The following is a 22,584-nucleotide window of genomic DNA, read 5'->3' as shown; positions in this document are numbered from 1 at the left end:
CGCTCCATCGGGTTTCCAGATCAGATGGACGGCGCAGCTTGCAGCGCAAGCCTGTCGTCGCGTCAGCTTCGCCTTGACGACTCCTCGCCCCGCCTGCGGCGGAGGGCTCGCAGATGTCCTCGGCTGCTGTTTCGGTGTCATCCCGGTTTCGGCGCAGCCGAAGACCGGGACCCATGAACACCGGATGGGGCCGGATGTGGCGAGGCGGCGCCTGTTCCTTGAGCTCAGGCGCGAATGGGTCCCGGTCTTGCTGCGCAAACCGGGATGACACCTGTTTTTCCTCCGGCGGCGGCTGGCGCAAGCTGCTCGGCGGGCGTTCTTCCCGTGTCATCCCGGAAAGCCCGCAGGGCTTGTCCGGGACCCATTCGCGCCGCGCCTGACGAATGAGGCGCCGCTCCGCCGCAAAAGCACCCAGCCTCTCCCCCGAAGGGGAAGAGGAATGAGTCCTGTTATTCGGCGGCCTGGGCCTGGACGTTCAGGCGCCGGGTCAGCGCTTCGTGCTGGTCCCAGAGGGCCTGGGGCAGGCGATCGCCGAACTTCTCGTAGAACTCGGGGATCAGGGCGGCTTCCTCGGCCCAGACTTCCGGATCGACCGAGAGCAGGGTGTCGAGGGCGTCGGCGCCCAGGGAGACGCCGTCGAGGTCGAGCGACTCGCGGGTCGGCACGCGGCCGATCGGGGTGTCGGCGGCGGCGGCCGTACCGTCCAGGCGGCCGACGATCCACTTCAGCACGCGGCTGTTCTCGCCGTAGCCCGGCCACAGGAACTTGCCGTCGGCGCCCTTGCGGAACCAGTTCACGAAGTAGATGCGCGGCAGTTTCGAGGCGTCGGCCCCGGCGCCGACCTTCAGCCAGTGGCCGAAATAGTCGCCCATGTTGTAGCCGCAGAACGGCAGCATCGCGAACGGGTCGCGGCGCAGCTCGCCGACCTTGTTCTCCGCCGCGGCGGTGCCCTCGGAGGCGACGTTTGCGGCCAGGAACACGCCATGCTCCCAGTCGAAGGCCTCGGTCACCAGCGGCACGGCGCTGGCGCGGCGGCCGCCGAACAGGAGGGCGGAGATCGGCACGCCGGCCGGATCGTCCCACTCGTCCGCGATCACCGGACACTGGTCGGCGGGCACGGCGAAGCGCGCGTTCGGATGCGCGGCCGGCTCGCCCAGCTCGGGCGACCAGGGGCGGCCCTTCCAGTCGGTCAGGCCCTCGGGCGGCGTGTCGGTCAGGCCTTCCCACCAGACGTCGCCGTCGGCGGTCAGGGCCACATTGGTGAAGACGGTGTTGGCGTGCAGGGCGTCGACGGCGTTCTTGTTGGTCGCGACGCCGGTGCCCGGCGCCACGCCGAAGAACCCGGCCTCCGGATTGATGGCGTAGAGCCGGCCGTCGTCGCCGAAGCGCATCCAGCAGATGTCGTCGCCGATGGTCTCGGCCTTCCAGCCGGGAATGGTCGGCTGCAGCATGGCCATGTTGGTCTTGCCGCAGGCGCTGGGGAAGGCCGCGGCCACGTAGCGGACCGCGCCTTCCGGCGAGGTCAGCTTGAGGATCAGCATGTGCTCGGCCAGCCAGCCCTCGTCGCGGGCCATGACCGAGGCGATGCGCAGGGCGTAGCACTTCTTGCCCAGCAGGGCGTTGCCGCCATAGCCCGAGCCGTAGGACCAGATCTCGCGGGTCTCGGGGAAGTGGACGATGTACTTGGTCTCGTTGCAGGGCCAGGCGACGTCGGCCTGGCCGGCCTCCAGCGGCGCGCCGACCGAGTGCAGGGCCGGCACGAAGAAGCCGTCCTCGCCCAGCATGTCGAGGGCGCCCTTGCCCATGCGGGTCATCACCCGCATCGAGATGGCGACATAGGCGCTGTCGGTGATCTCGACGCCCAGGGCGGAGATCTTCGAGCCCAGCGGCCCCATGCAGAACGGCACCACGTACATGGTGCGCCCGCGCATCGCGCCCTTGAAGAGCTGCTTCAGGTCGGCCCGCATTTCCTCGGGCTCGAGCCAGTTGTTGGTCGGGCCGGCGTCGGCCGGATCCTTGGAGCAGATGAAGGTGCGACTCTCGACCCGGGCGACGTCGCGCGGGTCGGAGGCGGCGAGGAAGCTGTTGGGCCGCTTCTGCGGATTGAGCGGCTTGAGGGTGCCCGACTTCACCAGCTCGGCGGTCAGGGCGGTCCACTCCGCGTCGGAGCCGTCGCACCAGTGGACCCTGTCCGGCTGCGTCAGTTCCGCGACTTCGCGCACCCAGGCCAGGAGGCCGGCATGTTTCGTCGGGGCCTCATCGAGACCCGGAATGGCCACGCCCATCAGGCTGCGCCCCTTATGTTACCCACGCGTCATCGCCGGCGGCGGCGACCCTCTGGCGGGGTCGCTCAGGCAGCCGACGGCTCGGTGATATGTACGATTTTTGACGGGCACAAGCTTGCTGCACTGCGGAATCGACAGGTCGGGGGCCAAAACCGGGCCATCGCGGGTAGGTTTTTGCTCACGATCTCGTGCGGCCACGGCGCGCCGGCGGGCCCGAGGGAGATCATGCCGGCGCTGCGAGCCCGGGCTCTGCGCAACCAGGCGTCAGCTTCGCCGTTCTTGCGCCCTATTGAGGCCCATGACGGCGTATAGGAAGCCGAGGAAACTGGAGTTCTCTTGCGAATGACCCGACTGACCCGCCGCGCCTTGGCGCTGGGCCTGGCCGCCCTGCCCCTTCCCGCCCTCGCCCAGCGTGCGCCGGCCGCGCCGCTGTCGGCGGAGGACAAGGCGCTGGTCGACCGCGCGGCCGCCTATCTGGAAGGCCTGACCGAGGCCAAGGGGCGGTTCGTGCAGACCGACGCCCGCGGCGCGACCACCCAGGGCTCGCTCTATCTGAAGCGGCCCGGCAAGGCGCGGTTCGAGTACGACAAGCCATCGGGCCTGCTGGTGGTGTCGGACGGCGGCAACGTCTCGATCGCCGACTCGCGGCTGAAGACCTTCGACGCCTATCCGCTGATGGCCACGCCGCTGTCGATCTTCCTGGCCCGCCAGATCCGGCTGGACCGCGGCGTCAACGTCACCCGCATCTCGCGCCTGGCCGACGGCTTCTCGATCACCGCCCGCGACGGCAAGAAGCAGGCCGAGGGCCAGATCACCCTGAACTTCTCCGACAGCCCGCTGGCGCTGATCGGCTGGACGGTGACCGACGCGCAGGGCTCATCGACCCGCATCCGGCTGACCAGCCTGAGCAAGACCAGCGGCCTGGCGCCCTCGCTGTTCGTGCTGAAAGACCCGCGCCCGAAGAACGTCGGTCGCTCCAAAATGTGACACATTCACAACAGGCAATATGTCGCGTGATTTTTAATTGACTTTTTATAGCCGCTAGTGGCATTAATGACACTATTGGGATCGCGCGATCGCGAGCCCTTTCCGTGCCGGACCCTATCCCCTCCCGGCGGCGGCATGAGAGACACACTTCAACGCCCGGGCTTCTCCAGTGCCCGGGCGTTTCTTTTTGCCCGAACCCCATTACATCCAGCATCCATGCGCCTTCGCCTCTCCACCTGGAACGTCAATTCCGTGCGCCTGCGGGCCGAACAGGTGGCCCGCTTCGTCGACGAGCAGGCCCCCGACGTGATCTGCATGCAGGAGATCAAGTGCCAGGAAGGCGAGTTCCCGCGCGCCGCCTTCGAGGCGGTCGGCCTGCCGCACATCAAGATCGCCGGCCAGAAGGGCTGGCACGGGGTGGCGATCGCCTCGCGCCTGCCGATCGAGGACGCCGCGCCGCTGAACGTCTGCCGCGAGGGCCACGCCCGCTGCGTCGGCGGCAAGGTGGCCGGGGTCGAGATCCAGAACTTCTACATCCCGGCCGGCGGCGACATTCCCGACCGGGAGCTGAACCCCAAGTTCGACCACAAGCTGGACTTCTTCGAGCAACTGACCGCCGAGATGGGCCGCCGCGACCCGAAGGCCCCGCTGGCCATCGTCGGCGACCTGAACGTCGCGCCGGGCGAGTTCGACGTCTGGAGCCACCGGCAGATGTCGAAGATCGTCAGCCACACCCCGGTCGAGATCGAGGCGTTCGGCAAGCTGATGGCCGCCGGCCAGTTCACCGACCTGGTGCGCGAGGCCGTGCCCGAGCCGGAGAAGCTGTTCTCGTGGTGGAGCTATCGGGCCGCCGACTTCCGCAAGTCGAACCGCGGCCTGCGCCTGGACCACGTGCTGATCTCGCCGGGCCTGCGCGAGGCGGCGCTGCGCGAAGGCAAGGCGGCCGCGCGGGTGCATGACGACGTGCGCGAATGGGCGCGGCCCAGCGACCACGCCCCGGTCAGCGCCGACTTCGGCCTCTAACCCTTGTAGTTTCCGGCCACCACGCAGGCGGGCACGCCGTCATGGGTGGTGACGGTGGCCGGCTTCCCCGTCCCGGGCCGGAAGTAGTAGGTCCCCCTGGCCGTGGTCACGACCAGCACCTGCGGGCCGCTGAACTGGCAGATCGGGGCGAAGCCGTTTCCGCCCTTGCCGTCCCCGACCACCGAGCAGTCCACGTGGCCGTAGCGGCGCAGGTAATGGATGTCGTTGGAGGCGAAGCCCTGCTTGGCCTTGGCGCCGCTCGCCTCGTACTCGGCCTGGGTCAGCTCCGGACAGGCGGGGCCGTTCAGGGTTTCGAGCCTGGCCTGCGCCGTCGAGGCGGCCAGCAGGTCCGCCCGCTTCATGTACGAGGTGATCCCCACCGCGACCGCGCCGACGACGATCGCCCCGACCAGCATCAGCGGGAACGTGCGGGCAAGGCCCCACTTCCTACGAGACATCCGCCGCCCCCAAGCCGACCCGTGATCTAAGGCGCCAGCCTGTAGCCGCCGGCCTCGGTCAGCAGCAGCCGCGCATTGCCGGGATCGGGCTCGATCTTCTGGCGCAGGCGGTAGACGTGGGTTTCCAGGGTGTGGGTGGTGACCCCGGCGTTGTAGCCCCAGACCTCGGCCAGCAGCTCCTCGCGCGAGACCGGCTTCTCGCCGGCGCGATAGAGGTACTTCAGGATGTTGGTCTCTTTTTCGGTGAGGCGGATCTTCTTCTGGTTGGCGTCGATCAGCATCTTGGCCGAGGGGCGGAACTCGTAGGCGCCGAGGTGGAAGACCGCGCCTTCCGACTGTTCGTGGCTGCGCAACTGGGCGCGGATGCGGGCCAGAAGCACCTGGAACTTGAAGGGCTTGGTCACATAGTCGTTGGCGCCGGCTTCCAGGCCGGAGATCTGGTCGTCGTCGGCCGCCGCCGCGGTCAGCATGATGATCGGGGCGACGACGCCCTTCTCGCGCATCTGGCGGCAGGCCTCGCGGCCGTTCATATCGGGCAGGTCGACGTCCAGCAGGATGAGGTCGGGGCGGCTTTCGACCGCCGCCTTCACACCCTCGCCGGCGGTCGCCGCTTCGATGGCCGAGAAGTCCTCGGAAAGTTGGAGCTGTTCGGCGATCGCGCCGCGGAGTTCTTCGTTGTCGTCGACGACGAGCAAGGTCTTGCGTTGAGCCATGGGGCCGAACATGCACCGTATCGCCCTAAAGAGCCAACCGCGGGAGTTCCCTTAAGTCATGATCTTCACGGCGATGTCAGATGGCCGCTTCCGCCTGGACGGCCGGATCACCCGTTGCGCGCTGGGCAAGGGCGGGGTGGTCGCGGCGGCCGACAAGCGCGAGGGCGACGGCAAATCGCCACTCGGGACCTGGGCGATCCGCCGGGTGCTGTTCCGCCCCGACAAGGGCGACCGCCCGGAGACCCGGCTGCCGACCAAGGCGCTGGAGCGCGACGACGGCTGGTGCGACGCGCCGGGCGATCCGGCCTACAACCGCGCGGTCAAGCTGCCGCATCCGGCCAGCGCCGAGCGGATGTGGCGCGAGGACGACGTCTACGACCTGGTCTGCATCCTGGCGCACAACGACGACCCGCCGGTGAGCCCGCTGGGCTCGGCGATCTTCCTGCACCTGGCGCGGCCGGACTACGCCCCGACCGAGGGCTGCATCGCCCTGTCGCGCGAGGACATGCTGGAGTTGCTGTCGCTGGCCAGGCTGGGCGACGCCCTGGCCATCGAGCAGGCCTAGCTGCGGGCGCCGAACAGGGCCGAGCCGACCCGCACGCTGGTGGCGCCGAAACGGATGGCGGTCTCGAAGTCGTCGCTCATGCCCATGGAGAGCTTGGCGATCCCGTTGCGAGCGGCGATCTTGGCCAGCAGGGCGAAGTGCGGCCCCGGCGGCTCGGCGGCCGGCGGGATGCACATCAGGCCCTCGATGGTCAGGCCGTAGGTCTGGCGGCAGGCGGCGATGAAGCGGTCGGCCTCGCCCGGCGCGACACCCGCCTTCTGCGCCTCCTCGCCGGTATTGACCTGGACGTAGAGCCGCGGCGTGCGGCCCCGCTTCTGGATCTCGTCGGCCAGGGCGCGGGCCAGCTTGTCGCGATCCAGGCTCTCGACGACGTCGAAGAAGGCCACCGCCTCCTTGGCCTTGTTGGACTGCAGCGGCCCGATCAGGCGCAGTTCTATCTCGCCCCGCGGCCCCGACCACCGCTCCATGGCCTCCTGCACGCGGTTCTCGCCGAACACGGTCTGGCCGGCGGCGAGGATCGGGGCCACCTTCTCCCAGGGCTGCGTCTTGGAGACCGCGACCAGGGTCACGTCGCCGGCCTTGCGGCCCGACGCCTTCGCCGCGCGGGCGATCCGGTCTAGGACGTCGGTGAGGGCGGGAGGAACGGTCATCTCGGCGAACTTCTGGACAGTGACGAAAGCGGCCCAAGCCATAGGTCGCCGCGCCGGCGGGCGAAAGCCCCCGTCGCCGCCGCTGCTGTTCTTCACCGACCCGGCGCGCACGCCCGACATCGAGGCGGCCGCCCGGCGGCTGCCCAGGGGCTCGGCCATCGTCTATCGGGCGTTCGGAGCCGCCGACGCCGAGGCGCGAGCCCGGGCGCTGCTGAAGATCGCCAGGGCGCGGGGCCTGCTGCTGCTGATCGGCGCCGACGCCGACCTGGCCGCGCGGGTCGGGGCGCACGGCGTGCACCTGCCCGAGCGGATGGCCGGGCGCGCGCGGCGCCTGAAGGCCCGGGGCTGGATCGTGACGGCGGCCGCGCACAGCGCCTGGGCGGCGCGGCGCGGTCTGGCGGCCGGCGCCGACGCGGTGGTGGTCTCGGCGGTCTTCCCGTCAAGCAGCCCGTCGGCCGGCGCGCCGATCGGGCCGCTGCGGCTGGCGCGGCTGGTGAGGCGCGTCGGCGGCCCGGTCTATGCGCTGGGCGGAATCAACGACAAGACAGCCCGCCGGCTGCTGCCTGCGGGCCTGGTCGGTCTGGCGGCCGTGGAGGCCCTTAGAACTTGAAGGCGGTCTCGAGCCGGACCCGCGGCGCGGACTCCTGCGGCTCAGTCTTCTTGTAGGACGGCGTTTCCTTTTCGCCGAGGGCGACCGCGCCGCCAACCCGGAGGCTCGGCGTGACGCGGAAATAGGCCCCGGCCTCGACGTCGTTCCACTGCGTGTCGCGCTCGGCCCGTTGCTCGAGGTTGAGCGTGACCCCCCAGCGCCCCTTGCGCGTGTCCCACTTCAGCGACTTGTTCCCTTGCGGGGTCGTCGAACTTTCGCTGCGCACGGTGAAATCGGCGGCCTTGGCCCGCGCGGCCGGAGCCGCGCTCGTTTGGGCATGCGCCGCCGAAGCGCCGCTCGCGAGGAGCGCCGCGCCGATCAACGAAATGACCAACCGCTTGGACATAACCACCTATATGGCCCCTTAGCCCCGGACACGCCACTTGGCGACGTGACCGTTGAGCCGATTAAAGTCCTGAGCGACGTCAGGTCAACCGACTCTCGGGGCGCCCTGCACACTCCGCGGGCAGATCGTCGGCGCCTGTGGCGGCCGGGACACGCGATTCCTGTTTGGCGGTTCCACGGGCGTTGTTATAGAGGGCGCGGCTGCGTGGGGGCGGCGCCGCGGCGCGAACCGATCGCGGAAGAACGACTAGGAGCCGATATATGCCGTTTGTGCGCGGTGATTTGATGCGTGGCGTGATGACCGGAGCCTTGGTGCTGAGCCTCACGGCGCTGGCCGCGTGCTCTAGCGGCGGCGGGTCGAGGACCTTCCAGTCGCAGGAGCCTGGCGGCATCAGCGTGTTTGGGCTCGGCGGCGGCAAGAAGTCCGCTCCGGCCGCCGGACAGCCCGCGATCGGGGTGAACGGCTATCTGTGGCGGGCGACGCTGGACACCCTGTCCTTCATGCCGCTGGCCTCGGCCGACCCGTATGGCGGCGTGGTGATCACCGACTGGTACGTGAACCCGGAAAAGCCGGACGAGCGCTTCAAGTGCACCGTCTACATCCTGGATTCGCGCCTGCGCGCCGACGGCCTGAACGTGGCCGTCTTCAAGCAGGTCAAGGATGCGGCCGGCAACTGGACCGACGCCCCTTCGGCCGGCCAGACCGAGACCGACCTGGAAAACGCGATCCTTACCAAGGCTCGGCAGCTTCGGCTGTCGAACATCGGCTAAGGCCTTTTCGGGGCGCATTCAGCAAGGGTGGAAACCGGTTCGGATGCGCTCCCTCCCCAGGGCCAGCGCCATCCGCCGCTGGCCGACACCCAACTGAATTCGAGATCCTTCCCCATGGCCCGCTACAACCCCAAAGAGACCGAGCCCAAGTGGCGCAAGGCCTGGGCCGACGCCGACGTCTTCCGCGCCGGGCCGCCGTCGCCGGGCGTGCCGAAGTACTACGCCCTGGAGATGTTCCCCTATCCGTCGGGGCGCCTGCACATGGGCCATGTGCGCAACTATTCGCTGGGCGACGTCGTGGCCCGCTACAAGCGCGCCCGCGGCTTCAACGTGCTGCACCCGATGGGCTGGGACGCCTTCGGCCTGCCGGCCGAGAACGCGGCCATGGAGCGCGGCGTCGATCCGCGCGGCTGGACCTATGACAACATCGCCAAGATGCGGGCCGAGCTGAAGGAGCTGGGCCTGTCGATCGACTGGTCGCGCGAATTCGCCACCTGCGACGCGGCCTACTACGGCAAGCAGCAGGACTGGTTCCTGGACCTGTGGAAGCGCGGCCTGGTCTACCGCAAGGAAAGCGTCGTCAACTGGGACCCGGTCGACCAGACCGTGCTGGCCAACGAGCAGGTGGTCGACGGCCGCGGCTGGCGTTCGGGCGCGGTGGTCGAGAAGCGCAAGCTGAACCAGTGGTTCCTGCGCATCACCGACTATGCCGAGGAGCTGATCGAGGGCCTGAAGACCCTGGACCGCTGGCCCGACAAGGTCCGGCTGATGCAGGAGAACTGGATCGGCCGCTCCAAGGGGCTGAAGTTCAACTTCGGCTGGGCCGGCGAGGCGCCGAAGGGCTTCGAGAGCGGCCTGGAGGTCTACACCACCCGTCCCGACACCCTGTACGGCGCCAGCTTCGTCGGCATCGCGCCCGACCATCCGCTGGCCGAGCAACTGGCCGCCGACCCCAAGGTCGCCGCCTTCATCGCCGAGTGCCGCAAGGGCGGCGCCTCGGAGGCCGAGATCGAGACCGCCGAGAAGATCGGCTTCGACACCGGCCTGACCGTCGCCCACCCGTTCGACCCCGACTGGCGCCTGCCGGTCTGGATCGCCAACTTCATCCTGATGGACTACGGCACCGGCGCGATCTTCGCCTGCCCGGCCCATGACCAGCGCGACCTGGACTTCGCCCGCAAGTACGGCCTGCCGGTCAAGGCGGTGGTGCTGCCGCCCGGCGAGGACGCCGCGACCTTCACGGTCGGCGACGAGGCCTATACCGGCCCCGGCACGATCTTCCATTCCGATTTCCTGGACGGCCTGGAGATCGAGGCGGCCAAGGCGGCGGCGATCGCCAGGATCGAGGCCCAGGACCAGGGCAAGGGCGCGACGGTGTTCCGCCTGCGCGACTGGGGCGTGGCCCGCCAGCGCGGCTGGGGCTGCCCGATCCCGGTCGTCCACTGCGCCCAATGCGGCGTGGTCCCGCTGCCCAAGGACCAACTGCCGGTCGTGCTGCCGGGCGACATGGACTTCTCCAAGCCCGGCAACGCCCTGGCGCGGCACCCGACCTGGAAGAACGCCAGTTGCCCGCAATGCGGCGGCGAGGCGACCCGCGAGACCGACACGCTGGACACATTCGTCGACAGCTCCTGGTACTTCGCGCGTTTCACAGACACACAGGCGGCTGAGCCGATCAACAAGGCGGCGGCCGACTACTGGCTGCCGGTCGACCAGTATGTCGGCGGCATCGAGCATGCGGTGCTGCACCTGCTTTACGCCCGCTTCGTCACCCGCGCCCTGGGCGACGAGGGCATGCTGTCGGTGCGCGAGCCCTTCGCCGGCCTGTTCACCCAGGGGATGGTCACGCACGAGACCTATCGCCGCCAGCAGAGCGGCGAATGGGTCGAGCCCAAGGAGGTCGAGATCGTCGCCGAAGGCGGGACCCGCCTGGCCCGCAGCCTGGACACCGGCGAGACCCTGGTGATCGGCGACATCGAGAAGATGTCGAAGTCCAAGCGCAACACCGTCGCGCCGGAAGAGATCTTCGAGGTCTACGGCGTCGACGCCGCGCGGCTGTTCGTGCTGTCCGACAGCCCGCCCGAGCGCGACACCCAATGGTCGGCCGCCGGGGTCGACGGCGCCTGGCGCTTCGTCAACCGGGTCTGGAACGAGTTCGACAGCCAACCGGCCGGCCCGGCGCCCGTCCCCGCCCCCGATCCGAAGGCCGACGAACTGCGCGCCTTCACCCACCGCACCATCAAGGCGGTGACCGAGGCGGTGGAGAGCTTCCGGTTCAATTCCGGCATCGCGCGGATGTACGAATTCCTGAACAAGCTCAAGGAATTCCCGGCCGACAAGGCGACGCCGGCGGTGCTGGCGGCCCGCCACGAGGCGCTGTCGGCCTTCGCGCGGCTGATCTCGCCGTTCACGCCCCACCTGGCCGAGGAAGCCTGGGCGCGGATCGGCGGCGAGGGCATGGTGGTCTCGGCCCCGTGGCCGCAGTTCGATCCGGCCCTGACCCAGGACGCCGTCAAGCTGCTGCCCGTGCAGGTCAACGGCAAGCGCCGCGGCGAGATTTCGGTCGCCGCCGGGCTCGAACCGGCCGATGTTGAGAAGATCGTGCTTGACGATCCGGAGATCGCGCGGCGCCTTGAGGGCCTGACGATCAAGAAGGTGATCGTCGTGAAGGACCGCATCGTCAACATCGTGGCTGGGTGACCTGACATGAACCGCGTCGTTGTTTCCGCCGTCCTGGCGGCCGGGGCCATCACCCTTGCCGGCTGCGGGTTCACGCCGCTCTACGGCGACCCCGGCGTGGCGACGCAGCTCAACTCGGTGCATGTCACCACCCCGCCCAGCCGCACCGGGCAGTTGATCCGCGAGCACCTGGACGACGCCCTGGCCAACGCCAAGGGCGGCGCGCCCAAGTACCGGATGGACCTGGCCCTGGGCGAGACGCGCTATCCGCGCGGCCTGCGGGTCGACAACGTCGCCACCCGCTACGAGTATGTCCTGACCGCCAACTACACCCTGGTCTCGACCGCCTCGGGCGTGGCGGTGAAGAGCGGCACGGCCCGCGCGCAGGTCACCTATGACAGCGCCGACCAGCCCTACGCCTCGATCACCGCCCAGCAGGACGCCCAGGACCGGGCCGCCGCCGAGTGCGCGCGCAAGATCCAACTGGAGCTGGCCGCCTGGCTGGCGACGCAGGGAAAATCGTAAGGATTCCGAGGCCGTGATCCTTTCCAAGCGGCCCGATATCGAGCGCTTCCTGGCCCGGCCGGAGCCGCCGGTCCGGGCGGCCGTGATCTATGGCCGCGACACCGGCGTGGTCCGCGACCGCGGCACGCAGCTCGCCCGCAAGCTGGTTCCCAACCTGGACGATCCGTTCGACGTCGCCCTGCTGACCGACGGCGACCTCGATTCCGACGGCGCGCGGCTGGAAGGCGAGCTGGCGGCCCAGTCGCTGATGGGCGGCCGCCGCCTGGTGCGGCTGCGCTTCGCCACCGAGAAGGCGGCGCTGGACAAGCAGGTGGCCGAGACCCTGATCGCGCACGCCGAGGGCAAGCTGAACCCGGACGCCTTCTTCATCATCGAGGCCGGCAATCTCGGGCGCGATTCCGCACTTCGCAAGGCGGCCGAGAAGGCCGCCGCCGCCGTCGCCATCCCCTGCTACGAGGACGAGCCGGGCGACGTGGCGCGGCTGGTGCGCGAACTGCTGGCGCAGGACAATGTCGGCCTCGACCCCCAGGCCCTGCAACTGTTCGTCGGACGCCTGCCCAAGGAGCGTGGCGTGGCCCGCCAGGAGATCGAGCGGCTGGCCCTCTACCTGGAGCCCGGCAGCGGCCGGACGGCCACGGCGCGCGACCTGGACGACTTCCTGGGCGTGGAGCCGGAGGCCTCGCTGTCGGACGCCGCGGCCGACGCGTTCGGCGGACGGCTCGCCGACGCCCAGGCCGGCCTGCGCCGCGCCGCCGCCGAGGGCGAGGCCGGCCCCGCCGCCGTGCGGGCGATCAGCATGTACCTTGGCCGCATGCGCCGCACGCTGACGCTGGCCAAGAACGGCGCGGGCCTGCAGGAGGCGGCCAAGGCCTCGGGCGTGTTCTGGAAGCAGGAGCGCGAGTTCCTGCGTCAGGCGCGGAGTTGGTCGCTGGCGGAGCTCGACAGGCTGCAGCCCGAGGTGCTGGCCGCCGACAAGGCCTGCAAGACCGCCGGCTCGCCCGACGGCCTGATCGCCGAGCGCCTGGCCCTGACCATCGCCGGCCGCGCCCGGCGTCTGGGGCTCTAAAAAGCCGTTCTGGAAATGGCCGCTGTGGCGCAGGGAGCCCCGCGCGGCCGTATCCCAGGGCGTTCGGTTCGCGAGAATGCGAATTCCGAAATCCGGGCCTTTGAAATCAATAGCTTAGGAATCAGCCCCGGACGGTCAGCTTGCGGCACAGCTCATCGAGCTGTTCCAGCGTCGCATACTTGATCCGCAGCTCGCCGACCCCGCCCTTGTCGAGCACCTCGACGTCGAGGCCGAGCGCGTCGGAAAGGTCGACCTCCAGGGCCTGGGTGTCGGTGTCCTTGGCCGGCTTCTTCGAGGCCGACTTCGGCCGGCTGGCCGAGGGTGCGCCGCCGCGGGCCAGGGCCTCGGCCTCGCGGACCGACAGGCCGCCGGCGATGATCCGCTCGGCCAGGGCCGCGGGGTCGTCGGCCGTGAGTATGGCCCGGGCATGACCGGCGGAGAGCCTGCCCTCCAGCACGTGGTTGCGCACCGGCTCAGGCAGGTTCATCAGCCGCAGGGTGTTGGCCACGTGGCTGCGGCTCTTGCCGATGCTCTCGGCCACCTCTTCCTGGGTGCGCTTGAACTTCTCGATGAGCTGCTGGTAGGCGGCGGCCTCTTCGATCGGATTCAGGTTGGCGCGCTGGACGTTCTCGATGACGCCGATCTCGAGCACCTGGACGTCGTCCAGTTCGCGGACCAGGACCGGCATGACCCGCAGGCCGGCCTTCTGGCTGGCGCGCCAGCGGCGTTCACCGGCGACGATCTCCCATTCGCCCGGCAGGCCCGGCGCCGGCCGGACCAGGATCGGCTGCAGGATGCCCTTCTCGCGGATCGAATTGGCCAGCTCCTCGACCTCGAGCTCGGAGAAGATCCAGCGCGGCTGGTGCTCGTTGCGGTGGATCAGCTCGATCGGGATCTCGCGGACGCCGGAGATCTCGTCGGCCGGCGCGCCGGCCACCACCCTGGCTTCGTCCACATCGCCCAGCAGGGCCGACAGGCCGCGGCCCAGTCCACGCTTCTCGACCATCATCTCCCCTTACGCGGCCTTCTTGCGGCGATCGCGTTCGCGCAGCACGACCTCGCGCGCCAGCTTCAGATAGGCCTGCGAGCCCGTGCACTTCAGATCGTAGACCAGCACCGGCTTGCCGTAGCTGGGCGCCTCGGAGACCCGCACGTTGCGCGGGATCACCGTGTTGTAGACCGTGTCGCCGAAGTGGCCGCGGACGTCGCGGGCGACCTGTTCGGACAAGCTGTTGCGGCGGTCGTACATGGTCAGGACCACGCCCTGGATCTCCAGGTTCGGGTTCAGGCTGCCGCGGACCAGGTCGACGGTGCGCAGCAGTTGGGTCAGGCCTTCCAGGGCGAAGAACTCGCACTGCAGCGGCACCAGCACCGCGTCCGACGCGGCCATGGCGTTGACGGTCAGCAGGTTCAGCGACGGCGGGCAGTCGATCAGGACGTAGGTGTAGTCGCCGGCGGCGCGGATCGGCTCCAGCGCGTCGCGCAGCTTGAACGAGCGGCGGGCCTGCTGGCCCAGCTCCAGCTCGACGCCCGACAGGTCGGGATCGGCGGCCACCAGGTCGAGGCCCGGCAGGGCGGTGTTGACCACGGCCGAGAAGATCGGCGCCTCGCCCATCAGCACGTCGTAGAGGGTGACCTTGCGCTGGGCGCGGCCGACCCCGAGGCCGGTCGAGGCGTTGCCCTGCGGATCGGAGTCGATCAGCAGCACCTTCTCGCCCACCGCCGCCAGGGCGGTGCCGAGGTTGATGGCCGTGGTGGTCTTGCCCACCCCGCCCTTCTGGTTCGCGACCACGAGGACGCGCAGTCCCCGTTTAGCTTTTCCGGCCACGGCCGAGCCTCCTCACACGCACGATCTGCCCCCTGGAGTCGCTCAAGCTGGGCGACACGTCCGCTTCGAAATCCCAGGTCTTCGCCGCATCTTCGAGTTCGGACGCGACATCCTGCCCCTTCAGGAACAGCGCCTGCGCGCCTCGTTTGAAGTAGGGCTGGGCATACCCCATCAGGCGCGACAGGGGTGCGCAAGCCCGCGCCGTGACGATATCCACAGTCAGCGACAAGTCTTCCGCACGTGAATTGTGAACCGTGGCCGGAAGCTCCAGCCCGTTCACCACCTCGGTCAGGAAACGGCAGCGTTTGGTGAGGCTGTCGACCAGGTGCACGTGAAAGCCGGGGCGGCCTTTTCCGAGGATCGCCAGCACGACGCCCGGCAATCCTGCGCCGGTTCCGAGATCGGCCCAGGTCAGCGCCTCGGGCGCCAGGGGCAGGATCTGGGCCGAATCCCAGGCATGGCGCGACCAGAAGACGTCCAGGGTCGCGGGGCCGACCAGGTTCATCTTCTCGTTCCACTCGACCAGGTATGACCGGTAGCGCTCGAGGTCGGCGACGGCCTGCGGGCCGGCATGGGCGGCGGCGGCGAAGCTGGCCGCGTCGTTCACGTCGAGGGTCATGCGATCAAGCGGCGCGGCGGCGGACATGGGCGAGCAGCGCGGTCAGCGCGCCGGGGGTGACGCCTTCGATGCGGGCCGCCTGGCCCAGGGTCAGCGGCCGGACCGTCGACAGCTTCTCGCGCACCTCGTTGGAGAGCCCGCCGACGCCGGCATAGTCGAGGTCGGCCGGCAGGCGCAGGTTCTCGTCGCGGCGGAAGGCGGCGGCGTCGGCGGCCTGGCGATCGAGATAGCCGGCATAGGCGGCGTCGATCTCAAGTTGCTCGCGGCAGACCGGCGACCAGCCGGCCGCCTCCGGGAACACCCGCGCCAAGTCGTCGAAACTGATGGTCGGATAGGCCAGGAGCTGGACGAAGTCGCGGACCTGGCCGTCGGCCTTGACCGGCAGGCCGGCCTTCTGGGCCATGTTCGGAGACATGATCAACTCCCCTGCCCGCCGGCGGGCGTGGGCGAGTTCGGCGGCCTTGGCGCGCCAGGCCGTTTCACGTGAAACACCGACCACGCCCAGGGCGAGGCCGCGGTCGGTCAGGCGCTGGTCGGCGTTGTCGGCGCGCAGGGTCAGGCGGAACTCCGCCCGGCTGGTGAACATCCGATAGGGCTCGGTGACGCCGCGCGTGGTCAGGTCGTCGATCAGCACGCCGATATAGGCCTCGTCGCGCCCGAAGGCGGCGGCGTCCTGGCCCCCGGCGGCGCGGGCGGCGTTGAGCCCGGCGACCAGCCCCTGGGCGCCGGCCTCCTCATAGCCCGTGGTGCCGTTGATCTGGCCGGCGAGATAGAGGCCGGGGAGCTTCTTGACCTCCAGGGTCGGATAGAGCTCGCGCGGATCGACGTAGTCGTACTCGATCGCATAGCCGTAGCGCTTGACCCGCACGTTCTCGAGGCCGGGGATGGTCCGCAGGAACAGGTCCTGGGTCTCCTCCGACACCGAGGTCGAGATGCCGTTCGGATAGACGGTGTCGTCGTCCAGGCCCTCGGGCTCCAGGAAGATCTGGTGGCTGTCCTTGTCGCCGAAGCGGACGACCTTGTCCTCGATCGACGGGCAATAGCGCGGACCGCGGCCGTTGATGCGGCCGCCATAGACCGCCGACTCGGTCAGCCGGTCGGCGATGATCTGGTGGGTCGCGGCGTTGGTGTAGGTCACGCCGCAGGCGATCTGCGGGACGGTGATCTTGTCGGTCAGGAACGAGAACGGCACCGGCTCGTCGTCGGCGGCCTGCATCTCCAGCCCGTCCCAGGCGATGCTCGAGCCGTCGAGGCGCGCGGGCGTGCCGGTCTTCAGCCGGCCCATGGTCAGGCCCGAGGCGTAGAGGCGGTCCGACAGGCCGATGGCGGGAGCATCGCCGACGCGGCCGGCGGGGATGCGGGTTTCGCCCTGGTGGATCAGGCCCTTGAGGAAGGTGCCCGTGGTCAACACCACGCGGCCGGCGCGGTACTCGGTCCCCGTCGCGCCGATCACACCCTGGACCACGCCGTCCACGACGATCAGGTCCTCCACCGCCTCGGCCATGACGGCGAGGTTGGGGGTGGCGGCGAGTTCGGCCTGCATGGCCTGGCGATAGAGCTTGCGGTCGATCTGGCTGCGCGGACCGCGGACGGCCGCGCCCTTGGAGCGGTTCAACATCCGGAACTGGATGCCGGCCTGGTCGGCCAGGCGGCCCATCAGCCCGTCGAGGGCGTCGATCTCGCGGACCAGATGGCCCTTGCCGAGACCGCCGATGGCCGGGTTGCAGCTCATCTCGCCGATGGTTTCGAGCTTGTGGGTCAGCAGCAGGGTCTTGGCGCCGACGCGCGCGGAAGCCGCCGCGGCCTCGCAGCCGGCGTGCCCTCCCCCGATGATGATGACGTCCCAGGCGCTCAAGCTCGTCTCCACGGAATACGCCCCCGGAAGGCCGGGGGCGCTATCGGCAGCTATATAGCGAACAAGGGGCGGTTTTTCACGCGGGATTCGGCGGCGGGGGTGTTTCACGTGAAACGGGGGCCTCCTTTTCCTAGCCTTCGTGGTGAAGGGGGCGGGACTGGGCTCTGAGCTTGGGGCCTGCCCCCTCCACCACCCTTCGGGCGGTCCCCCTCCCCCGCTGCGCGGGGGAGGAAAAGGGGCGGTGTTTCACGTGAAACAGTGGGCTATTTGCCGATGCAGAAGCTGGAGAACACGCGGTCGAGCACGTCTTCGGGGTCGATGCGGCCGGTGATGCGGTCGAGGGCGCGGCCGGCCAGGCGGACGTCCTCGGCGGCGAGCTCCAGGTCGTCCTCCAGGACCAGGGCGCGGTTCAGCCGCTCCAGCGCCTCGGAGAGCAGTTCGCGGTGGCGCAGGCGGGTGGCGGTCGGCAGCTCGGCCCCGGCCAGGGCCTCGACGATGCGGTGCTCCAGGGCCGTCTGGAGGGCGGAAATATCGGCAGGTTTCCAGGCGCTGAGTCTAAGAACCTCCACATTCAGCGCGCGGGCCTCGACCAGGGCGTGGCCGGTCTCGGCCCCCTGCCCCAGGTCGGCCTTGTTGATCACGCAGAGATCGTGCGGATGCAGGCCGGGCGCGCTGGCCGCCGCGTCGCTGGCGCCGTCGACCACCCAGATGCGCAGGTCCGCCTCGCCGGCCCAGGCGCGGGCCCGGCGCACGCCCTCGGCCTCGATCTCGTCATGGGTGTCGCGCAGGCCGGCGGTGTCGGCGAGCAGCGCCTTGTAGCCGGCCAGGCGTATCGGAACCTCGATCACGTCGCGGGTGGTGCCCGGCGTGGCGGTGACGATCGCCGCCTCGCGGCCGGCCAGGGCGTTGAGGATGGTGCTCTTGCCGGCGTTGGGGGCGCCGACCAGGGCGATGCGGAACCCCTCGCGCACCCGCTCGCCGCGCTTCACGTCGGCGACCGCCAGCTCCAGCTCGGCGATCAGGTCCTGCAGCACCGGCCGCGCGCGGGCGGCGACGTCGGCGGGCACCTCCTCGTCGGGAAAGTCGACGGCGGCCTCGAACATGGCCAGGGCCTCGATCAGCCCCTCGCGCCAGCGGGCCTGGGCCAGGCCGAGCGCGCCGCCCAACTGGTCGAGGGCCTGGCGGCGCTGGGCCTCGGTCTCGGCCTCGATCAGGTCGGCGACCCCCTCGGCCTGGGCCAGGTCGAGCTTGCCGTTCTCGAACGCGCGGCGGGTGAACTCGCCCGGCTCGGCCAGGCGCAGGCCCTGGGCGGCGAGCGCCTCCAGCAGGCCGGCGACCACGGCCGGGCCGCCGTGCACGTGAAACTCGGCGGCGTCCTCGCCGGTGTAGCTGGCCGGCCCCGCGAACCACAGCACCAGGGCCTGGTCGATGGCGCGCCCCGCGGCGTCCTTCAGGGTCCGCAGCGCCGCCTCGCGCGGCTTGGGCAGCCTGCCGGCCAGGGCGCGAACGGCATGGCCGGTCTGCGGGCCGGACAACCGCACGACCGCGACCGCCGATCGCCCGGCGGCGGTGGCGGGCGCGAAGATGGTGTCGGTCATTTGGAGCGGTTGGCGCCCATGCCGGCGTCGACGGCGGCGTTCATCAGGTTGCGGAACTGCTCCTGAGCCCCGACCCCGAAGGCCGTCCAGTTCTTGATCAGCTCGTCCGGCGACAGCATGGCCATGTTGGACGTCATGCGTTTCTGCATCTCTTCGACGAGCTTGTCGTTGAGACCGGTGACGTCCGGCAGGCCGAGGAAGGCGCGCGCCTCCTGCGGGGAGCAGTCGATTTCAATCGTCATCTTCATGCGGATAACTCTACAGCCGACGTGATGCTTGACCACATTGTTATGAGCGCAGCCGGGGCCTCCGCGCTAGTAGCCCCGGCAGGGCCTTAAGTTTTTGAGACGGGAGCTACCGATGGGTGAGACCACCACCATCAAGACCGACGACGGCCAGTTCGCCGCATACGTGGCGCGACCGACCAATCCGAAGGCGCCGGCCATAGTGGTCATCCAGGAGATCTTCGGCGTGAACGCGGTCATGCGCGGCGTCTGCGACGAGCTGGCCGCGGCCGGCTTCCTGGCCGTCTGCCCGGACCTGTTCTGGCGGATCGAGCCGGGCGTCGACATCACCGACCAGTCCGAAGCCGAATGGAAGAAGGCCTTCGAGCTCTACAACGCCTTCGACGTCGAGGCCGGGGTCCGCGACATCGCCGCGACCATCGACCATGTCCGCGCCCTCCCCGAGGTCAACGGCAAGGTCGGGGCGGTGGGCTTCTGCCTGGGCGGGCTGCTCGCCTACCTGACCGCGACCCGCACCGACGCCGACGCCTCGGTCGCCTATTACGGCGTCGGGATCGAGAAGCACCTGGTCGAGAGCGAGAAGCAGGCGCATCCGCTGCTGATCCACATCGCCGAGGAGGACCAGTTCGTGCCCAAGGAGGCCCAGGCGCTGATCCTGTCGCAACTGAAGAACCACCCGCAGGTCGAGATCTTCACCTATCCCGGCCGCGACCACGCCTTCGCCCGGCAGGGCGGCGAGCACTACGACGAGGCCGACGCCAGACTGGCCGGCGGGCGCACCCTGACCTTCTTCAACCAGCACCTGGCCTGAGGGATCGCATGAAAGCCATCCAGTTCGACGCGACAGGGGGCCCCGAGGTCCTGCAGGTCGTAGACGTTCCCACGCCCGTCGCCGGGCCGGGACAGGTCCTGGTCAAGCAGCAGGCGATCGGGATCAACTTCATCGACACCTACCACCGCTCGGGCCTCTATCCGGTCAAGCTGCCCTCGCGGCTGGGCATGGAAGGGGCCGGGGTCGTGGAGGCGGTCGGCGACGGGGTGACCCGCTTCAAGGCCGGCGACCTGATCGCCTACGCCTCGGGGCCGCTCGGCGCCTATGCCGAACATCATGCGGTGGCGGCCGACCGGGCCGTGCGCCTGCCGCAGGGGGTGAGCGCCGAGGTCGGGGCCGCGGCGATGCTGAAGGGCATGACCGCCGAGTTCCTGATCCGCCGCTGCTATCGGGTGAAGGCCGGCGAGACCATCCTGGTCCACGCCGCCGCCGGCGGGGTCGGGTCGATCCTGGTCCAGTGGGCCAAGCACCTGGGGGCGAGCGTGATCGCCACCGCCGGATCGCCGGAGAAGGCGGCGCGGGCGACCTCGCTGGGCGCCGACCACGTCATCCTCTACCGCGACGAGGACGTGGCCGCCCGAGTGCGGGAGATCACCGGCGGGGCCGGCGTGCCGGTGGCCTACGACTCGGTCGGGGCCGCGACCTTCGAGGGCACGCTGGCGAGCCTGGCGCGGCGCGGGCTGTTCGTCAGCTTCGGCAACGCCTCGGGACCGGTCCCGCCGTTCGCCCCGGCCCGGCTGGCCCAGGCCGGCTCGCTGTTCTTCACCCGGCCGACCATGGGCGACTACCTGGTCACCACCGCCGAGCTGGACGAGAGCGCCGGGGCGCTGTTCGAGGTCATCGCGTCCGGCGCGGTGAAGATCGACATCGGCCAGACCTTCCCGCTCAGCGAGGCGCGCCGGGCCCACGAGGCGCTGGAGGGCCGCGAGACGGTCGGGGCGAGTTTGCTGGTTCCGTAGGCCCCTTTTCCTCCCCCATCAGGATGGGGGAGGAAAAAGCGGCCTGCGTGTTCCACGTGAAACACGTTCAGAGTCAGCGCCTTAGCTCAAAAGAAAGGGGCCCGCGTCGCCGCGAGCCCCTTTTTCGTGTCGCCTAAGGCCGGAGGCCCTAGGTGTTCATCGACTGGAAGAAGTCGTCGTTGTTCTTGGACTGGCGGAGCTTGTCGAGCAGGAACTCGATCGCGTCCTGGGCGCCCATCGGGGTGATGATGCGGCGCAGGATGAACGACTTCTGCAGGTGCTCCTTGGGGGTGATGAGGTCTTCCTTGCGGGTGCCCGACTTGATGACGTCGACGGCCGGGTAGATCCGCTTGTCGGCGACCTTGCGGTCCAGGATGATTTCCGAGTTACCGGTGCCCTTGAACTCTTCGAAGATCACCTCGTCCATCCGGCTGCCGGTGTCGATCAGGGCGGTGGCGATGATGGTCAGCGAGCCGCCCTCCTCGATGTTCCGCGCGGCGCCGAAGAAGCGCTTGGGACGCTGCAGGGCGTTGGCGTCGACACCGCCGGTCAGCACCTTGCCCGAGGACGGGACGACGGTGTTGTAGGCGCGGCCGAGACGGGTGACCGAGTCCAGCAGGATGACCACGTCGCGCTTGTGCTCGACCAGGCGCTTGGCCTTTTCGATGACCATCTCGGCGACCTGCACGTGGCGGGTGGCCGGCTCGTCGAAGGTCGAGGAGACCACCTCGCCGCGGACGGTGCGGCGCATGTCGGTGACTTCTTCCGGGCGCTCGTCGATCAGCAGGACGATCAGGTAGCACTCGGGGTGGTTGGTCTCGATGGACTTGGCGATGTTCTGCAGCATCACCGTCTTGCCGACCCGCGGCGGGGCGGTGATCAGGCAGCGCTGGCCCTTGCCGAGCGGGGCGACGATGTCGATGACCCGGCCGGTGCGGTCCTTCAGGGTCGGGTCCTGGATTTCCATGTTCAGCCGCTCGTCGGGATAAAGCGGGGTCAGGTTGTCGAACAGGACCTTGTGGCGGACGTTCTCCGGGTTCTCGAAATTGATCTGCTCGACGCTGACCAGGGCGAAATAGCGTTCGCCCTCGCGCGGGGCGCGGATGGCGCCGTCGACGGTGTCGCCGGTGCGCAGGCCGAACTTCCGGATCTGCGAGGGGCTGACATAGATGTCGTCGGGACCCGACAGGTAGTTGGCTTCCGGGCTGCGCAGGTAGCCGAAGCCGTCCTGCATGACCTCGAGCGTGCCCGAGCCGGAGATCTGCACGCCTTCCTCGGCCAGGGCCTTGAGGATCGCGAACATCATGTCCTGCTTGCGCATGGAGTTGGCGTTCTCGATCTCCAGCGTCTCGGCGAAGGAGAGCAGGTCGGCGGGCGACTTGTCCTTCAGCTCCTGGAGCGACATGCGGGTGAGCCCCATGGCGGCGATCGCGGCGGCGACCTCCGAGGGCTCGTCGTCCTCGTCCTCGGTCTCGGCGCCGGCCTCGACCTGGGCCTCTTCGGCGACGGGGGTCTCGACGACGGGAGCTTCCGGGGTTTCGACCGGGGTCTCCTCGGTCGGGGCGGGGGTGTCTTGGCTCATGATTTTACTCTGATAGCGCGGGCGGCCCGAACGGACTTCGGGCGCCGGGGGAATCGATAATGGCGCGGGGCGCGCGCCGATGAATTTTTCTAGGACCGGGCCGCGGCGGCTGATGTTCAGCGCGCGGCGCACGGGAAAAGGCGGGGCGTGGCTTCGCGGCGCGACTCCACGTGCGGTCAGCGGAACCACATGCGGGGCGGCGGGTCAAGCGTGGCCTGGGATCGCGGGGGGCTCGCCCTGCCCTGTCGTCCCGGTTTGCGGCGCAAGGCCGGGATGACATCTGTTTTTCTCCGGCGGCGGCTGGCGCAAGCTGCTCGGCGGATTTTGAAACACCAAGACCACGAAGGACA

At 69.6% G+C, this 22,584-nt stretch carries 22 protein-coding genes; 10 read left to right on the top strand and 12 right to left on the bottom strand.

Annotated elements, in window-relative coordinates; translation table 11 throughout:
• Positions 1-449: 449 nt before the first annotated feature.
• Entirely contained in the window at positions 450-2,285 is a 1,836-nt protein-coding gene (locus RTL41_RS17160; RefSeq protein ID WP_312166298.1) for a phosphoenolpyruvate carboxykinase (GTP), read from the bottom strand.
• 342 nt (positions 2,286-2,627) lie between these two features.
• Between RTL41_RS17160 and RTL41_RS17155 the strand changes: the two genes are divergently transcribed.
• Both RTL41_RS17155 and RTL41_RS17150 read left to right on the top strand, forming a co-directional pair.
• Positions 2,628-3,272 (top strand): outer-membrane lipoprotein carrier protein LolA, encoded by a 645-nt coding sequence (locus RTL41_RS17155; RefSeq protein WP_312166297.1) that lies wholly within the window; start codon positions 2,628-2,630, stop codon positions 3,270-3,272.
• Positions 3,273-3,488: 216 nt separating this feature from the next.
• Entirely contained in the window at positions 3,489-4,295 is an 807-nt protein-coding gene (locus RTL41_RS17150) for an exodeoxyribonuclease III (protein ID WP_312166296.1), read from the top strand.
• Here RTL41_RS17150 and RTL41_RS17145 read toward each other — a convergent pair.
• Both RTL41_RS17145 and RTL41_RS17140 read right to left on the bottom strand, forming a co-directional pair.
• Complete coding sequence (locus tag RTL41_RS17145) at positions 4,292-4,753, bottom strand: hypothetical protein (protein WP_312166295.1); 462 nt, start codon at positions 4,751-4,753, stop codon at positions 4,292-4,294. The genes RTL41_RS17150 and RTL41_RS17145 overlap by 4 nt on opposite strands.
• Positions 4,754-4,779: 26 nt before the next feature.
• Entirely contained in the window at positions 4,780-5,466 is a 687-nt protein-coding gene (locus RTL41_RS17140) for a response regulator transcription factor (RefSeq protein ID WP_312166294.1), read from the bottom strand.
• Positions 5,467-5,524: 58 nt separating this feature from the next.
• Here RTL41_RS17140 and RTL41_RS17135 point away from each other — a divergent pair, with 58 nt between their 5' ends.
• Positions 5,525-6,031, top strand: coding sequence for a L,D-transpeptidase family protein (locus RTL41_RS17135; protein ID WP_312166293.1), 507 nt, complete (start codon positions 5,525-5,527; stop codon positions 6,029-6,031).
• Here RTL41_RS17135 and RTL41_RS17130 read toward each other — a convergent pair.
• Entirely contained in the window at positions 6,028-6,681 is a 654-nt protein-coding gene (locus RTL41_RS17130; RefSeq protein WP_312166292.1) for a YggS family pyridoxal phosphate-dependent enzyme, read from the bottom strand. The genes RTL41_RS17135 and RTL41_RS17130 overlap by 4 nt on opposite strands.
• Before the next feature lie 19 nt (positions 6,682-6,700).
• On the opposite strand from RTL41_RS17130, the gene RTL41_RS17125 reads away from it, so the two are divergent.
• Positions 6,701-7,291, top strand: coding sequence for a thiamine phosphate synthase (locus RTL41_RS17125; RefSeq protein WP_312166291.1), 591 nt, complete (start codon positions 6,701-6,703; stop codon positions 7,289-7,291).
• Here the strand turns inward: RTL41_RS17125 and RTL41_RS17120 are convergent.
• Positions 7,281-7,676: an NtrZ family periplasmic regulatory protein gene (locus RTL41_RS17120; RefSeq protein ID WP_312166290.1), complete on the bottom strand. Its 396-nt coding sequence runs from the start codon at positions 7,674-7,676 to the stop codon at positions 7,281-7,283. The two genes, RTL41_RS17125 and RTL41_RS17120, sit on opposite strands and share 11 nt — an antisense overlap.
• Before the next feature lie 260 nt (positions 7,677-7,936).
• Here RTL41_RS17120 and RTL41_RS17115 point away from each other — a divergent pair, with 260 nt between their 5' ends.
• The 4 genes from RTL41_RS17115 (at position 7,937) to holA (ending at position 12,716) form a co-directional block, all read left to right on the top strand.
• A complete protein-coding gene (locus tag RTL41_RS17115; RefSeq protein WP_312166289.1) occupies positions 7,937-8,446 on the top strand; it encodes a DUF3576 domain-containing protein in 510 nt (169 codons plus the stop codon).
• 114 nt (positions 8,447-8,560) lie between these two features.
• Positions 8,561-11,146, top strand: a complete 2,586-nt coding sequence (gene leuS / locus RTL41_RS17110) for a leucine--tRNA ligase (RefSeq protein ID WP_312166288.1) — start codon at positions 8,561-8,563, stop codon at positions 11,144-11,146.
• A gap of 6 nt (positions 11,147-11,152) precedes the next feature.
• The gene (lptE, locus tag RTL41_RS17105) at positions 11,153-11,650 is read left to right on the top strand and encodes an LPS assembly lipoprotein LptE (RefSeq protein ID WP_312166287.1); all 498 of its coding nucleotides are present in this window, start codon (positions 11,153-11,155) and stop codon (positions 11,648-11,650) included.
• A 13-nt stretch (positions 11,651-11,663) separates the two neighbouring features.
• Complete coding sequence (gene holA, locus RTL41_RS17100; RefSeq protein WP_312166286.1) at positions 11,664-12,716, top strand: DNA polymerase III subunit delta; 1,053 nt, start codon at positions 11,664-11,666, stop codon at positions 12,714-12,716.
• A 121-nt stretch (positions 12,717-12,837) separates the two neighbouring features.
• On the opposite strand, the gene RTL41_RS17095 is transcribed toward holA, so the two are convergent.
• The 6 genes from RTL41_RS17095 to RTL41_RS17070 all read right to left on the bottom strand — a co-directional run bounded on the left by RTL41_RS17095 (position 12,838) and on the right by RTL41_RS17070 (position 18,864).
• Positions 12,838-13,725 (bottom strand): ParB/RepB/Spo0J family partition protein, encoded by an 888-nt coding sequence (locus RTL41_RS17095; protein WP_312166285.1) that lies wholly within the window; start codon positions 13,723-13,725, stop codon positions 12,838-12,840.
• Positions 13,726-13,731: 6 nt separating this feature from the next.
• The gene (locus tag RTL41_RS17090) at positions 13,732-14,520 is read right to left on the bottom strand and encodes an AAA family ATPase (protein WP_312166355.1); all 789 of its coding nucleotides are present in this window, start codon (positions 14,518-14,520) and stop codon (positions 13,732-13,734) included.
• 7 nt (positions 14,521-14,527) lie between these two features.
• Positions 14,528-15,163, bottom strand: a complete 636-nt coding sequence (rsmG, locus tag RTL41_RS17085) for a 16S rRNA (guanine(527)-N(7))-methyltransferase RsmG (RefSeq protein WP_312166284.1) — start codon at positions 15,161-15,163, stop codon at positions 14,528-14,530.
• A gap of 4 nt (positions 15,164-15,167) precedes the next feature.
• A complete protein-coding gene (mnmG, locus tag RTL41_RS17080; protein ID WP_312166283.1) occupies positions 15,168-17,018 on the bottom strand; it encodes a tRNA uridine-5-carboxymethylaminomethyl(34) synthesis enzyme MnmG in 1,851 nt (616 codons plus the stop codon).
• Positions 17,019-17,281: 263 nt separating this feature from the next.
• Positions 17,282-18,616, bottom strand: coding sequence for a tRNA uridine-5-carboxymethylaminomethyl(34) synthesis GTPase MnmE (gene mnmE / locus RTL41_RS17075; protein WP_312166282.1), 1,335 nt, complete (start codon positions 18,614-18,616; stop codon positions 17,282-17,284).
• A complete protein-coding gene (locus RTL41_RS17070; protein WP_312166281.1) occupies positions 18,613-18,864 on the bottom strand; it encodes a DUF6489 family protein in 252 nt (83 codons plus the stop codon). Before RTL41_RS17070 ends, mnmE begins: the two co-directional genes overlap by 4 nt.
• Before the next feature lie 112 nt (positions 18,865-18,976).
• Between RTL41_RS17070 and RTL41_RS17065 the strand changes: the two genes are divergently transcribed.
• Positions 18,977-19,672: a dienelactone hydrolase family protein gene (locus tag RTL41_RS17065; RefSeq protein ID WP_312166280.1), complete on the top strand. Its 696-nt coding sequence runs from the start codon at positions 18,977-18,979 to the stop codon at positions 19,670-19,672.
• An 8-nt stretch (positions 19,673-19,680) separates the two neighbouring features.
• Complete coding sequence (locus RTL41_RS17060; RefSeq protein ID WP_312166279.1) at positions 19,681-20,652, top strand: quinone oxidoreductase; 972 nt, start codon at positions 19,681-19,683, stop codon at positions 20,650-20,652.
• Between the two features lie 148 nt (positions 20,653-20,800).
• Here the strand turns inward: RTL41_RS17060 and rho are convergent, their stop codons facing one another.
• Positions 20,801-22,234, bottom strand: coding sequence for a transcription termination factor Rho (gene rho / locus RTL41_RS17055; protein ID WP_312166278.1), 1,434 nt, complete (start codon positions 22,232-22,234; stop codon positions 20,801-20,803).
• Positions 22,235-22,584 lie beyond the last annotated feature (350 nt).

The sequence above is a fragment of the Phenylobacterium sp. genome, from assembly GCF_031984885.1.
GTDB lineage: Bacteria > Pseudomonadota > Alphaproteobacteria > Caulobacterales > Caulobacteraceae > Phenylobacterium.
The sequence above is the reverse complement of the archived record's forward strand: the minus strand, read 5'-3'. Positions and strand labels throughout refer to the sequence as shown.